The following is a 14067-nucleotide window of genomic DNA, read 5'->3' as shown; positions in this document are numbered from 1 at the left end:
CAGGGATGTATCCGCTGCTCTTCCGCGCCGTCCTGTCGCGCTTCGACCCCGAGTTCGCCCATCACGCCGGCATGGCGGTGATCCGCGTGCTCGGAGTGCCGCCGTTCTCCGGCGTCACCCGCGCGCTCACGAAGCCGGACCCGTCACTCCGGGTCGACGCGCTCGGAATCACGTTCCCGTCGCCGTTCGGCGTCGCCGCGGGGTTCGACAAGAACGCCGTCGGCGTGCGCGGACTCGCGGCTCTGGGATTCGGCCACGTCGAGGTCGGCACGGTGACCGCCATCCCGCAGGAGGGCAATCCGAAGCCGCGCCTCTTCCGCCTCGTGGCGGACCGGGCCGTCATCAACCGTATGGGTTTCAACAACAGGGGAGCGGATGCCGCCGCGCGGCGCCTCGCTCGTCTGCGGCGTGGAGCTCCGGACACGGTGATCGGAGTCAACATCGGCAAGAGCCGCGTCGTCGATGTCGAGGACGCGACCGAGGACTACGTCGCGTCAGCGAGGCGTCTCGCGCCGCTCGCCGACTACCTCGCGGTCAACGTGTCGTCCCCGAACACTCCTGGCCTTCGCGGGCTGCAGGCGGTCGAGACGCTCGCCCCCCTGCTCCGCGCCGTGAAGGAGGCGTCAGGGTCCACCCCGCTGCTCGTCAAGATCGCTCCCGACCTGCCCGACGACGAGATCGCGGCGATCGCCGGAATGGCCGTCGCCGAGGGGCTCGCGGGAATCATCGCGCACAACACGACGATCAGCCGCGACGGTCTCCTCACCGATGACGCGACGGTCGAGGCCGCGGGCGCGGGAGGGCTCTCCGGCGCGCCACTCAAGGAGCGGTCACTGCAGGTCCTGCGCCTCGTGCGCGAGGCCGTCCCGACGGGTTTCTGTGTGATCGCCGTCGGAGGAGTGGAGACGCCGGAGGACGTCCAGGAGCGTCTCGACGCCGGCGCGACACTCGTCCAGGGCTATACCGCGTTCCTCTACCGTGGACCCTTCTGGGGTCGTGAGATCAACCGCGGCCTGCTCCGGCTGCGGCGAGGCTGAGCCTCTACGCCCGCTGCCGCACCGGATCGAGACGAAGAGGGCCCCACCGAATTCGGCAGGGGCCCTCTTTCGAATCGGACGTGTCAGGCGGGGTACTGTCCCCGCTTGACCTGAGCCTTCGGCAGGCGCATGAACCGCATCTGCAAGGATCGCATGGCTGCGTACCAGCCGAGGCCGCGTTCCATCCGCTCAGCCCCGAACTTCGCGGACACCTTGCGCTTGACCCGGATCGCAAGGAAGATCATGCCGCCGATCGCGAGCACGAGGTACGCCATCATAACGAGGTACGCCCAGCCGGCGATGGCGAACCCGCCGATCGCGAGGTTCGGCGGAAGGAGGGAGATGAGGATGACGAGCACCATGACGCCCATCACGAACTCGGCGGGGTGCCAGCCGGCGTCCACGTAGTCGCGCACCCAGCGGCGCTGCGGCCCCTTGTCGCGGGCGGGGAGGTACTTCTCATCGCCGGCAGCGAGACCAGCCTGCGCGCGAGCGCGGCGCTCGTTCAGCTCGGCGCGCGCGGCGGCCTTGGCCTCTTTGGTGTTCGCCACCAGAGGGCGGCGGCGGGCGGCCTCCTGCTCCGCCCGGGTCGGCGTCGCACGTCCCTTGCCCGCGGCGGGCTTGTCGGCGGCGTCGTCGTTCGTCGGAGGGGATGCGGGGGAAATGGCCACGAGGTTCCTCGGTTCGGGTGAAAAGGATCACCTTAAGATTACTCGCATGACATCTCCTGCCCACCCCGGCGACCAGAACCTCTCCAGCGACCGCGAGCCGGCGCTCCTCGAAGCCGCGTCGACCGGGTTTCCCGCCGCGCTGAGCGACCTCGGCGCACTCGTGCGCATCCCGGGCATGGCCTGGCCGGCCTTCGATCAGACCCAGCTGGAGCGCAGCGCCGAGGCAGTCGCCGCTCTCGCCGAGGGCACGGGGATCTTCGACGAGGTGCGCGTCCTCCGCGCGGCGATCCCCGGCACCGACGAGCTCGGCCAGCCGGCCGTGCTCGCCACCCGTGCAGCGCGGGGCGGCAAGCCCACCATCCTCCTCTACGCCCACCACGACGTGCAGCCCCCCGGAGACGACGCGCTGTGGGAGACCCCTCCCTTCGAGCCGACCGTGCGGGACGGGCGCCTCTACGGTCGAGGCGCCGCCGATGACAAAGCGGGCATCATGGCGCACATCGCGTCGATCCGCGCCGTGGCCGAGGTCGTCGGCGACGATCTCGAGCTCGGCATCGCGCTGTTCATCGAGGGCGAGGAGGAGTACGGCTCGCGATCCTTCGCGCAGTTCCTGTCCGACAACAAGGATGCGTTGCGTGCCGACGCGATCGTCGTCGCCGATTCCGGCAACTGGGACTCCGTGACCCCGGGCCTGACGGTCTCGCTGCGCGGCAACGCCCGCTTCACCGTCCGCGTCCGCACGCTCGACCACGCCTCGCACTCCGGCATGTTCGGGGGAGCGGTGCCCGACGCCATGATGGCCACGATCTCGATGCTCTCGACCCTGTGGAACGAGGACGGTTCGGTCGCTGTTGAGGGGATGACCGAGCGCGACGCCCCGACCCCGGAGTACACCGAGGAGACCCTGCGCGACGAAGCGGGGCTCCTGCCCACGACGACTCCGATCGGCGACGGTTCGATCCTCAGCCGAATCTGGAACAAGCCGTCGGTCACCGTCATCGGCATCGACGCCACGAGCGTGGCTGCGGCGTCGAACACGCTGTCGCCCGAGGTCACGGTCGTCATCAGTGCCCGCGTCGCCCCCGGGCAGTCCGGCGAGGACGCGTATGCAGCGCTCGAAGCGCACCTGCGCGCTCATGCGCCGTTCGGCGCCGAGCTGACGTTCTCCGACGTCGACCTCGGAAACGGATTCCTCGTCGACACGACCGGCTGGGCGGTGGCGCTCACCCGCGACGCGATGCGCGACGGTTACGGCGTTGCGCCGATCGACCTCGGCGTCGGCGGGTCGATCCCGTTCATCGCCGACCTCGTCCGCGAGTTCCCTGAGGCGCAGATCCTCGTCACCGGCGTCGAGGACCCGCATTCCCGCGCCCACAGCCCGAACGAATCGCTGCACCTCGACACCTTCCGTCATGCCGTCGCGACCGAGGCACTCCTCCTGTCGCGCATGAACGACATCGTCATCTGAGCGCGAATCCCGACGCCGACTGCCCGGGCGAAACGGACCCGCCCGGGCCGGGGCGAAGGTAAAATCGAGACACCAGCCGTGTGCGAACGCGGCCCGTCACAAGGAGCGACATGAGCGACACCGCACTCACCCCCGCAGAGACCACCCAGGCGCACGGCGTGAAGCTGACCGACGCCGCCGCGACCAAGGTCAAGAATCTCCTCGAGCAGGAAGGGCGCGACGACCTCCGTCTGCGCGTCGCGGTGCAGCCCGGCGGATGCTCCGGACTGATCTACCAGCTGTACTTCGACGAGCGCTTCCTCGAGGGCGACGAGACCGTCGACTTCGACGGCGTCGAGGTCATCGTCGACAACATGAGCGTGCCCTACCTCGACGGTGCGTCGATCGATTTCAAGGACACGATCTCGGAGCAGGGCTTCACGATCGACAACCCGAACGCTGCAGGCAGCTGCGCGTGCGGCGACAGCTTCCACTGATCGGATCACGCCCGCCAACCTGCACGGTTGGCATGAATCAGGTGTGAGGTTGCCCTAGACTTGGGGTGTGCCCTGTCCGCAATCTGAAAGGTGCATCGTGCCCTCGAAACGCCGCCTTCGTTGGGTCGCTCTTCCCCTGGGAGTAGCGACAGCCGTGGCCCTGGCGGGATGTACTGCCACCGAGCTGAACGGCTACCTCCCGGGCTTCGTGGAGGGTGAGCCGGCCGTCACCAACCAGACCGAGCGTGTCTCGGGCCTGTGGGTCAACTCCTGGATCGTGCTTCTCGCCGTCGGCGTGATCACCTGGGCGCTCATGGCCTGGGCCGCGATCGCGTACCGCCGCCGCAAGGGTCAGACCGGTCTTCCGGTGCAGATGCGGTACAACATGCCGATCGAGATCTTCTACACGGTCGTGCCGCTGATCCTCGTGCTCGGCATGTTCTTCTTCACGGCACGTGACCAGGCGGCGATCGAGACGAAGTGGGACGACCCCGACGTCGAGATCACCGCGATCGCCAAGCAGTGGGCATGGGACTTCCAGTACGACGGCGACGAGGACGACAACTCCGATGCCGTGTGGACGATGGGCATCCAGGCGCAGCCGGACGCCGCCGGCAACATCGACCAGGATCAGCTCCCGACCCTGGTGCTGCCGGTCGACCAGAAGGTCACCATCAACCTGCAGTCCCGCGACGTCATCCACTCCTTCTGGATCATCGACTTCCTGTACAAGAAGGACATGTACATCGGGAAGGACAATTCCTGGTCCTTCATCCCGACCCGTGTCGGCGAGTACTCCGGCAAGTGCGCCGAGCTCTGCGGCGAGTACCACTCGATGATGCTCTTCAACGTGAAGGTCGTCGAGCAGGACGAATACGACGCCTACCTCCAGTCTCTCGAGGAGGAAGGCAACACCGGCGACATCACCGACGCCTACGACCGTCTGTCGAACCTGCCGGGCACCGCCGGTCAGAACGACTCCGAGGAAGGAGAGGAGTAAGCCATGTCGACCACTGAAGCACCCCGCACCGACGAGGCCCCTCGCTCCCGTCCCACCACTCTGCCCGCGCGCCAGGCCGCTCTCATGAGCTCGTCGCGTGTCGAGCAGAAGGGCAACATCGTCGTCAAGTGGATCACCTCCACCGACCACAAGACGATCGGGTACATGTACCTCATCGCCTCGGTGCTGTTCTTCCTCCTCGGCGGTGTGATGGCGCTCGTCATCCGCGCTGAACTCTTCGCGCCCGGCATGCAGATCGTGCCGACGAAGGAGCAGTACAACCAGCTGTTCACGATGCACGGCACGATCATGCTGCTGATGTTCGCGACGCCGTTGTTCGCCGGCTTCGCGAACGCGATTCTGCCGCTGCAGATCGGCGCGCCCGACGTCGCGTTCCCGCGTCTCAACGCTTTCGCGTTCTGGCTGTTCCTCTTCGGCTCGACGATCGCCGTCGCCGGCTTCCTCACCCCGCAGGGCGCGGCATCGTTCGGATGGTTCGCCTATCAGCCGCTCGCCAGCGCGTCGTTCTCGCCAGGCGCCGGCGGAAACCTCTGGATGCTGGGACTCGGCATCTCGGGCTTCGGCACGATTCTCGGCGCGGTGAACTTCATCACGACGATCATCACGATGCGCGCTCCGGGTATGACGATGTGGCGCATGCCGATCTTCTCGTGGAACACACTCATCACGAGCCTGCTGATCCTCATGGCGTTCCCGGTGCTCGCCGCCGCGATCTTCGCCGCCGGAGCAGACCGTGTGCTCGGCGCTCACATCTACGACCCGCAGAACGGCGGGGTGCTCCTCTGGCAGCACCTGTTCTGGTTCTTCGGCCACCCCGAGGTGTACATCATCGCGCTGCCGTTCTTCGGCATCGTGTCCGAGGTCTTCCCGGTCTTCAGCCGCAAGCCGATCTTCGGGTACAAGACGCTGGTCTACGCGACGATCGCCATCGCCGCCCTCTCCGTCGCCGTGTGGGCGCACCACATGTACGTCACGGGCTCGGTCCTGCTGCCCTTCTTCGCGCTCATGACGATGCTCATCGCGGTGCCGACGGGTGTGAAGATCTTCAACTGGATCGGCACCCTCTGGCGAGGGTCCGTGACCTTCGAGACCCCGATGGTCTTCGCCCTCGGCTTCCTCGTGTCGTTCGTCTTCGGCGGTCTGACCGGTGTCATCCTCGCGGCGCCGCCGCTCGACTTCCATCTCAGCGACTCGTACTTCGTCGTCGCCCACTTCCACTACGTCGTGTTCGGAACGGTCGTGTTCGCGATGTTCTCGGGCTTCTACTTCTGGTGGCCGAAGTGGACCGGTCGCATGCTGAACGAGCGCCTCGGCTACGTGCACTTCTGGATGCTGTTCATCGGCTTCCACATGACGTTCCTCATTCAGCACTGGCTGGGTGTCGACGGAATGGTGCGTCGCTACGCCGACTACTCCGAGGCCGACGGCTGGACCTGGGGCAACCAGGTCTCCACGATCGGTGCGATCATCCTCGGCGCGTCCATGCTGCCGTTCTTCCTCAACGTGTGGATCACGGCCCGCAAGGCGCCGAAGGTCACGGTCAACGACCCGTGGGGCTATGGTGCGTCGCTCGAGTGGGCGACGTCGTGCCCGCCGCCGCGTCACAACTTCACCTCGATCCCGCGTATCCGCAGCGAGCGGCCCGCGTTCGATCTGAACCACCCGGAGGCGGCCGAATTCGCCACCACCGCCCCGGGCGAGCGAGAGGGCCACTGACCCATGCGCGACAACGTCATCCTCTGGTGGATCCTCACCGCGTTCTTCGCGTTGATCGGTGTCACTTACACCGGCTGGCACATCCTGGCCACTCCGAACGACAATTTCGCCATGCGGATCGAGTGGGTGGGCACCGTGGCGCTGTTCTTCGCGGCGTTCATGGGCGCCATGGTCGCGTTCTACCTCGACCGCACCCACAAGGCGCAGAAGGGTGAGCTTCCCGAGGACATCCTCACGAGCGACATCGACGACGGCGACCCCGAGCTCGGAGAGTTCAGCCCCTGGTCCTGGTGGCCCCTGGTGCTCGCCGCCTCGGCCGGAGTCTTTGTGGTCGGCCTCGCCGTCGGACACTTCCTGCTCCCGATCGGTCTGGCGATCTTCGTGGTCGCGATCGTCGGCTGGGTGTACGAGTACTACCGCGGCAACTTCGCTCGCTGAGCAGCGCGGAGAAGGGCCCCGGGGAGTGATCCTCGGGGCCCTTCTCCTATGCCCGACAGGTTCGAGGTGTGTCAGCTGCGGGTGCGGATGCGCGCGATGCCGGTGAGCGGGTCCACCGGTCGACGGTGGACGCCGTCGGCGTCTTCCACGGGGTAACCCTCCCGCACCCAGTACTCGAATCCGCCGATCATCTCCTTGACGTCGTAGCCGAGCGACGCGAACTCCAGGGCGCCCTTGGCTCCGGCGTTGCATCCAGGACTCCAGCAGTACACGACCACGGTCGCATCCCTCGCGATCTCCTGAGGTGCGCGAGCGGCGATCTCGCTGTAGTGCATGTGCACTGCTCCCGCCACGCGACCCTGAGCCCAGGCCTCGTCCGATCGCACGTCGACGATGACGATGCCCTCTCCGCGCTGCTGCGCGGCATAGGCATCGCTCGCGTCCGTCTCTGCGGCGAGTTTGGTGGCGTAGTAGGCGGCTCGATCCATCATGATCACAGCCTAGGGACGGGTGGTGCGGAGCGCCGCTCGTATCCGGACGATCGTGCATGCGAATCGCGCCAGCGTGGCCGACAGCCTCCGAGTCAGAGCAGGATCGTCATCTGGAGCCGGCGTCCGTGCCGGTCCAACCCGAGTTCCGTCTCCGTCTCGACGAGCTGCCGGTGGAATCCGGACTCGGGGATGCTCTCCTGGAATCCGCACGAGGCATAGAAGGGGGCGTTCCAGGGGATCTCCGCGTATGTGCGGAGCGTCACGCGGGAGTATCCGCGGCGGCGGGCCTCGTCCAGTGCGGCCTCGACGAGGCGGCGGCCGTGGCCGCGGCGACCGTGCTCGGGGAGAACCGAGAGCTGTTCCAGATGCGCGGTGCCGACGGCATCCAGCACGTGCACGAAGCCGACGGGGGAGGAGTCCGAGTTCTCTTGGAGAAGGAGCACGTACCCCGTCGATCCGACGCGCTCGGTCCCGTCTGCCGGCGGCGGCCACTCGGGTGCGCCGAGCGCTTCGACGAGGAGCGCGTCGGCGATGGCCTCGATCGTCTGGATGACCTCGGCATCCTCGGCACGTGCCTCCCGGATCGTCGTGGTCATCGCAGGTCTCCCGGCACGGCCGCGATCGCTTCGATCTCGACGAGCTGATCGTCATAGCCGAGCACGGTCACTCCGAGGAGCGTGCTGGGTACGTCGTGGGCGCCGAAGGCGGCATGGATCACGTCCCAGGCGGCGATGAGGTCCCGCTGCTCGGTTGAGGCCACCAGGACCCGAGTGCTGACGACATCGGTCAGATGGGCTCCGCTGGCGTCGAGAGCGTGCTGCAGGGTCTCCACACAGCGCGCGGCCTGGGCGGCGTAGTCGCCGGGCGCGACCGTCGTCCCGTCGTCGGCGAGCGGACACGCGCCGGCCAGGAAGATGAGGCGGGCGTCTGCCGGGGCGGTGGCCGCGTACGCGTACGGAGCCGTGGCGAGAGAGTCGGAGCGGATGAGACGGACGACGGAGCTCATGCGACGATCCTCCCATGCGCACGTAAAAGGGCCCTGTCCGCGGACGGACAGGGCCCTGGTGGGGGAGCGGAGCGACTACTCCGCGTCCTCCTCCGACTTCTTGTCACGAGGATGCTTGGGAGGATCCGTCGCGATCACGGTGCTCGGAGTGTTCGCCGTCTCGTCGACGTGGTTCTCCTCCGCCGTGAGAGGTGCCTCGGGGAAGCCCGCGCGCTCGTGAGCGCCCTGGATCTCCGCCAGCTCCGTCTCCTCGTTCTGAGCGATGACGTGGTGCTGGTGGGCATCCGCCTCGTCGACCTCGGCCTGCGTGAGCGGGGCCAGGCGGTCTTCGAAGAACCAGCGCGAGATCGAGGAGCGCAGGTTCTCGCTCCACGGAATGCGGCCCTTCTCATTGGGGCGGACGACGAGCGGCTCGTAGCCGTCGACGTCGATGAGCTTCCACCGGTCGTACTTGTCGACGGGTTCGTGGACCTCGATGAACTCGCCGCCGGGGAGGCGCACGATGCGTCCGGACTCGAATCCGTGCAGGACGATCTCGCGGTCCTTCTTCTGCAGAGCGAGCGCGATGCGCTTGGTGACGAAGTAGGCGAGGACCGGGCCGACGAAGAGCATGGCCTGCAGGGTGTGGATCACACCCTCCATCGTCAGCATGAAGTGCGTCGCGATGAGGTCGGAGGATGCCGCGGCCCACAGGACCGCGTAGAAGACGACACCGGCGACGCCGATGGCGGTGCGAGTGGCGGCGTTGCGCGGACGCTGGGCGATGTGGTGCTCGCGCTTGTCACCGGTGATCCAGGCCTCGATGAAGGGGTAGATCGCGACGACGACGATGAACAGACCGAGGACGGCAACCGGTGCGAGGATGCCGAACGACCAGGTGTGGTCGAGGAACACGACGTCCCAGTTCGACGGAGCCAGACGAAGAGCGCCGTCAGCGAATCCGATGTACCAGTCCGGCTGCGTACCTGCCGACACGGGGGACGGGTCGTACGGGCCGTAGTTCCAGATCGGGTTGATCTGGAAGAAGGTCGCGATCAGCACGATGGCGCCGAAGACGATGAACAGGAAGCCGCCCATCTTCGACATGTAGACCGGCATCATCGGGTAGCCCACGACGTTGTCGTTCGTGCGGCCCGGGCCGGCGAACTGCGTGTGCTTGTTGATGATCATGAGCATCAGGTGCAGACCGATGAGCGCGATGACGATCATCGGGAGCAGCAGGATGTGCAGGGTGTACAGGCGTCCGACGATGTCCGTGCCGGGGAACTCGCCGCCGAAGAGGAGGAACGAGGTCCAGGTGCCGATCAGCGGCAGACCCTTGATCATGCCGTCGATGATCCGGAGACCGTTACCGGACAGCAGGTCGTCGGGGAGCGAGTAGCCGGTGAAGCCCTCCGCCATCGCGAGGATGAACAGGATGAAGCCGATCACCCAGTTGAGCTCGCGCGGCTTGCGGAACGCGCCCGTGAAGAACACGCGAAGCATGTGCACGCCGATGCCGGCGATGAACACGAGAGCAGCCCAGTGATGGATCTGACGGACCAGCAGGCCGCCGCGCAGGTCGAACGAGATGTGCAGCGACGACTCGAGGGCCGCCGACATCTCGATACCGCGCATCGGGGCGTAGGCGCCGGTGTAGTGCGTCTCGACCATCGACGCCTGGAAGAAGAACGTCAGGAAGGTCCCGGAGAGGAACACGACGACGAAGCTCCACAGCGCGATCTCGCCGAGCATGAACGACCAGTGGTCGGGGAAGATCTTGCGTCCGAGCTCCTTGACGAAGCCGGAGAGGCTGGTGCGCTCGTCGAGGTAGTTCGACGCGGCGCCGACGAAGCGGCCGCCGAGAGGCGCCTTGGTGTCCTTGTCCTCTTTGGACAGCGTTGCGGTGCTCAATGGCGCTCCCAGAAGCTCGGGCCGACGGGCTCGGTGAAGTCACTGCGTGCGACGAGGTATCCCTCGTCGTCGACGGTGATGGGCAGCTGCGGCAGCGGACGCGCGGCCGGGCCGAAGATGACCTTGGCGTGATCCGTGACGTCGAACTGCGACTGGTGGCAGGGGCAGAGGAGGTGGTGCGTCTGCTGCTCGTACAGCGCGACAGGGCAGCCGACGTGAGTGCAGACCTTGGAGTACGCGACGATGCCGTCGTACGACCAGTCCTTGCGGTCCTCGGCCTCGATGAGCTGCTCCGGGCGGAGACGCATCATGAGGACGATGGCCTTGGCCTTCTCCTCGAGGTACCCGTCGTGGTGGCTCAGCGTCGCGAGCTCCTCCGGGATGACGTGGAAGGCGGAGCCGAGAGTGACGTCCGCGGCGCGGATAGGCGTGCCGTCGGGATCGCGGACCAGGCGCGCGCCCTTCTCCCACATCGTGTGCTTGAGCAGCGCGACCGGGTCGCCGGCAGTGGGGTCGTCGGGCGTGCTGTGCGGCGCGAGGCCACGGAAGAGCGTGACGCCGGGAATGATCGATGCGACGATCGCCGCGAACAGCGAGTTGCGGATCATCGTGCGGCGTCCGAAGCCGGACTCCTCGTTCGCAGCGGCGAACGCCTGGATCGTGGCCTCGCGTGTCGAGTCCTTGCCCCGGGTGGGGTGGCGGTGCTCGATGTGCTCCTTGTCGCTCATCAGCGCCTTGGACCAGTGGATTGCTCCGATGCCGAGGGCGAGGAGCGCGAGCGCGATCCCGAGACCGATGAAGAGGTTGTTCTGTCGGATGTCGATCAGAGCGCCGCTCTCGATCGGGAACAGCATGTAGGCGGCGACGGCCCAGATGCTTCCGGCGAGCGACAGGTAGAACAGCGTGTAGACGGTCCGCTCTGCGGTCTTCTCGGCGCGCGGATCCTTGTCGGTCATCCGCGCGCGGTGCGGCGGCAGCCCCGGGTTCTGCACAGGGTCGCTGACTGCGACACCCAGCCCCGGAGAGGGCTGGTAGGCCCTGTCAAGAGCCTGCGAGTCGTCGTCGTGTGCCATGGTGCTCCTCGTACGTTCCTCTTCGATGAATAAGCGTCAGTTGGACTTCGCCGTGATCCACACGGTGATGGCGACCAGGGCGCCGATTCCGAAGATCCAGGCGAACAGGCCCTCGGACACAGGACCGAGCGAGCCCAGCGAGAAGCCGCCGACCTGCACGGACTGCTGCTGGAACAGCAGAGCCGAGATGATGTCGCGCTTGTCCTCGTCGGACAGGTTCATGTCACCGAAGACGGGCATGTTCTGGGGGCCGGTGACCATGGCGGCGTAGATGTGCAGCGCGCTGGTCTCGGTGAGGGCAGGGGCGTACTTCCCCTCGGTGAGCGCGCCACCGGCGGCGGCCACGTTGTGGCACATGGCGCAGTTGACGCGGAAGAGCTCGGCGCCGTGCGCGACATCCCCCTCGCCGTCGAGGATCTCGTCCTTCGGGAAGGTCGGGCCGGGAGCCGTCTCCTGCACGTACGAGGCCATCGCGAGGATCTGCTCCTCGGTGAACTGCGGCTCCTTCTGGGGAGCCTGCGGACCCTGCATCTGCAGCGGCATGCGCCCGGTGGAGACCTGGAACTCCACAGCCAGCTCGCCGACGCCGTAGAGACTCGGGCCGTTCGGCGTGCCCTGCAGGTCGAGGCCGTGGCAGGTGGCGCAGTTCGCCTGGAACAGCTTCTCGCCGTCCTCGACCGTCAGCGTGCTCGACGCGGCGGTCTGGGTGTCGGTCGCGGCGAACGCCGCGGATGCACCGGCGTACACGGCACCGGTGATCATGAGGCCTGCTCCGATGAGGGCCGCTGCTGCCAGGGGGCTGCGGCGGCCGTTAGAACGGCGCTTCTTCTCTCGTGCCATCTCGGGGATCAGCTCCGCTCTTATTTCAGGAAGTAGATAACGACGAACAGCACGATCCAGACGACGTCGACGAAGTGCCAGTAGTAGGACACCACGATCGAGGAGGTCGCCTCCTTGTGCCGGAAGTTCTTGACGGCGTACGCGCGTCCGATGACGAGCAGGAACGCGATGAGTCCGCCGGTGACGTGCAGGGCGTGGAAGCCGGTGGTGATGTAGAACGCCGATGCGTAGGAGTCGGCGCTGATCGGCATGCCCTCGGCGACGAGCTGCGCGTACTCCCAGACCTGGCCCGACACGAAGATCGCGCCGAGTGCGAAGGTGAGGAAGAACCACTCGACCATGCCCCAGCCGAACAGGCGGCGACGACCGGCACCGTTCTTCTGGCCCTTGGGGAGTCGGTACGGCTGCAGGTCCTCAGCGGCGAAGACACCCATCTGGCAGGTGAAGGAGGAGAGCACCAGGATGGCCGTGTTCACGAAGGCGAACGGCACGTTCAGGAGTTCGGTGCGGTCGGCCCACAGCTCGGGTGAGGTGCTGCGGAGGGTGAAGTAGATCGCGAAGAGTCCCGCGAAGAACATCACCTCGCTGCCGAGCCACACAATGGTGCCGACAGCTACCGGGTTGGGCCGCTTGATGGTTCTCGCCGCCGGGGCATACGTCGCTGAGGTCGTCACCCTTCCATTATGGCCGATCCGCGGGCATGATTCTCGCACCGCGGGGCTCCAGATAGCCCTCCGGGGACTAAGGGGACCCTAAGAAAACGCTGCGAATCCACGGTGAATCCCTGAGGAACAGCGGATGCCGCGTCCGCGCCCTCGCTTCGATAACCATTCGAGCAGTTCGTTCCCGCCGATAGGATCGCTCACATGCCTGAAACGCTGACCTGGTCCGACGTGCTCACCACTCTTCTGGAACGTCGTGACCTCAGTGTCTGGGAGTCCACCTGGGCCATGCGTCGGATCATGCGCGGCGATGTCACGGAGGCCCAGCTCGCGGGCTTCCTCGTCGCGCTGCGCGCGAAGGGCGAGACCATCGACGAGATCGTCGGGTTCCGCGACGCCATCCTCGAGGCTGCGGTCCCTCTGCCGGTGTCTCCCGACGTGCTCGACATCGTCGGTACCGGCGGGGATCGGGTCGGCACCGTCAACGTGTCGACCACGGCCGCCATCATCATCGGCTCGGCCGGGATTCCCGTCGTGAAGCACGGGAACCGCGCGGCGAGCTCGGCATCCGGCTCCTCCGACGTGCTGAGTGCGCTGGGCCTCGAACTGACACTCGACCCCTCGGCAGTGTCGTCGATCCTCGACCGCACGGGAATCACGTTCGCGTGGGCCGGCGCCTTCCACCCGGGGTTCAAGCACGCGGGCGGCGTGCGTGCGGAGCTCGGCGTGCCGACCGTCTTCAACATGCTCGGCCCGCTCTGCAACCCCGCTCGCGCCGAGGCCAACGCCGTCGGCGTCGCCCAGATGGAGCGCGTGCCTCTCATCACCGGCGTCTTCCGCACCCGCGGCGCGACCGCGCTCGTGTTCCGCGGCGACGACGGCCTCGACGAGCTGACCACGACCGGGCACAGCCGCATCTGGGAGGTCACGCGCGGCGACATCCACGAACACGACCTGGACCCGCGCGATCTCGGCATCCCGCTCGCCGACCTCTCCGACCTCATCGGCGGCACGCCGGCGCATAACGCCGAGATCCTGCGGCGCACCCTCGCCGGGGAGCAGGGCCCCGTCCGCGACATCGTGCTGCTCAACGCCGCGGCCGGCATCGTCGCCTTCGAGCTCTCGCAGGACCCGACGCAGGCCACCCTCCCGATCGTCGAGCGGCTCCGGGCGGGCTACGACAGGGCCGCTGCGGCCGTCGACGACGGTCGGGCCGCCGCCAAGCTCGACCAGTGGATCGGCGTCAGCCGGGAGCTGGCCACCGCCTAGGGGGAG

The 14067-nt window shown here is 67.1% G+C and carries 15 protein-coding genes; 7 read left to right on the top strand and 8 right to left on the bottom strand.

All coding sequences use genetic code 11. The features are described from left to right. Positions 1 to 5: 5 nt before the first annotated feature. A complete protein-coding gene (locus tag M3195_RS15125) occupies positions 6 to 1037 on the top strand; it encodes a quinone-dependent dihydroorotate dehydrogenase (protein WP_251588802.1) in 1032 nt (343 codons plus the stop codon). Positions 1038 to 1120: 83 nt separating this feature from the next. Here M3195_RS15125 and M3195_RS15120 read toward each other — a convergent pair whose 3' ends face one another. Beyond that, positions 1121 to 1708: a DUF3043 domain-containing protein gene (locus M3195_RS15120; protein ID WP_251588800.1), complete on the bottom strand. Its 588-nt coding sequence runs from the start codon at positions 1706 to 1708 to the stop codon at positions 1121 to 1123. Between the two features lie 46 nt (positions 1709 to 1754). Between M3195_RS15120 and M3195_RS15115 the strand changes: the two genes are divergently transcribed. The 5 genes from M3195_RS15115 (at position 1755) to M3195_RS15095 (ending at position 6827) form a co-directional block, all read left to right on the top strand. Then, the gene (locus tag M3195_RS15115; RefSeq protein ID WP_251588798.1) at positions 1755 to 3176 is read left to right on the top strand and encodes a dipeptidase; all 1422 of its coding nucleotides are present in this window, start codon (positions 1755 to 1757) and stop codon (positions 3174 to 3176) included. Positions 3177 to 3286: 110 nt separating this feature from the next. Beyond that, positions 3287 to 3652, top strand: coding sequence for an iron-sulfur cluster insertion protein ErpA (gene erpA, locus M3195_RS15110; protein ID WP_096715651.1), 366 nt, complete (start codon positions 3287 to 3289; stop codon positions 3650 to 3652). 97 nt (positions 3653 to 3749) lie between these two features. Beyond that, positions 3750 to 4652, top strand: coding sequence for an aa3-type cytochrome oxidase subunit II (gene ctaC / locus M3195_RS15105; RefSeq protein ID WP_251588797.1), 903 nt, complete (start codon positions 3750 to 3752; stop codon positions 4650 to 4652). Positions 4653 to 4655: 3 nt separating this feature from the next. Next, positions 4656 to 6389, top strand: coding sequence for an aa3-type cytochrome oxidase subunit I (ctaD, locus tag M3195_RS15100; RefSeq protein WP_186307518.1), 1734 nt, complete (start codon positions 4656 to 4658; stop codon positions 6387 to 6389). Positions 6390 to 6392: 3 nt separating this feature from the next. Beyond that, complete coding sequence (locus M3195_RS15095; protein WP_251588794.1) at positions 6393 to 6827, top strand: cytochrome c oxidase subunit 4; 435 nt, start codon at positions 6393 to 6395, stop codon at positions 6825 to 6827. 71 nt (positions 6828 to 6898) lie between these two features. Here the strand turns inward: M3195_RS15095 and M3195_RS15090 are convergent, their stop codons facing one another. The 7 genes from M3195_RS15090 to ctaE all read right to left on the bottom strand — a co-directional run bounded on the left by M3195_RS15090 (position 6899) and on the right by ctaE (position 12804). Then, complete coding sequence (locus M3195_RS15090) at positions 6899 to 7318, bottom strand: rhodanese-like domain-containing protein (protein WP_251588793.1); 420 nt, start codon at positions 7316 to 7318, stop codon at positions 6899 to 6901. Between the two features lie 92 nt (positions 7319 to 7410). Continuing rightward, positions 7411 to 7914: a GNAT family N-acetyltransferase gene (locus M3195_RS15085; RefSeq protein ID WP_251588792.1), complete on the bottom strand. Its 504-nt coding sequence runs from the start codon at positions 7912 to 7914 to the stop codon at positions 7411 to 7413. Next, positions 7911 to 8324, bottom strand: a complete 414-nt coding sequence (locus M3195_RS15080) for a RidA family protein (RefSeq protein ID WP_251588791.1) — start codon at positions 8322 to 8324, stop codon at positions 7911 to 7913. The genes M3195_RS15085 and M3195_RS15080 overlap by 4 nt, the downstream gene beginning before the upstream one ends. A gap of 75 nt (positions 8325 to 8399) precedes the next feature. Next, complete coding sequence (gene qcrB, locus M3195_RS15075) at positions 8400 to 10217, bottom strand: cytochrome bc1 complex cytochrome b subunit (protein ID WP_251588790.1); 1818 nt, start codon at positions 10215 to 10217, stop codon at positions 8400 to 8402. Next, on the bottom strand, positions 10214 to 11290 hold the full coding sequence (gene qcrA, locus M3195_RS15070; protein WP_251588789.1) for a cytochrome bc1 complex Rieske iron-sulfur subunit: 1077 nt from the start codon (positions 11288 to 11290) through the stop codon (positions 10214 to 10216). The genes qcrB and qcrA overlap by 4 nt, the downstream gene beginning before the upstream one ends. 36 nt (positions 11291 to 11326) lie before the next feature. Next, complete coding sequence (qcrC, locus tag M3195_RS15065; protein ID WP_251588788.1) at positions 11327 to 12130, bottom strand: cytochrome bc1 complex diheme cytochrome c subunit; 804 nt, start codon at positions 12128 to 12130, stop codon at positions 11327 to 11329. 20 nt (positions 12131 to 12150) lie between these two features. After that, entirely contained in the window at positions 12151 to 12804 is a 654-nt protein-coding gene (gene ctaE, locus M3195_RS15060) for an aa3-type cytochrome oxidase subunit III (protein ID WP_096715644.1), read from the bottom strand. Positions 12805 to 12996: 192 nt separating this feature from the next. Here ctaE and trpD point away from each other — a divergent pair, with 192 nt between their 5' ends. Beyond that, positions 12997 to 14061, top strand: a complete 1065-nt coding sequence (gene trpD / locus M3195_RS15055) for an anthranilate phosphoribosyltransferase (RefSeq protein ID WP_251588787.1) — start codon at positions 12997 to 12999, stop codon at positions 14059 to 14061. Positions 14062 to 14067: the final 6 nt, after the last annotated feature.

Origin of the sequence: Microbacterium hydrocarbonoxydans (genome assembly GCF_023715885.1) — a bacterium.
Lineage (GTDB): Bacteria > Actinomycetota > Actinomycetes > Actinomycetales > Microbacteriaceae > Microbacterium > Microbacterium hydrocarbonoxydans_C.
This window is presented reverse-complemented; position numbering and strand designations above follow the sequence as displayed.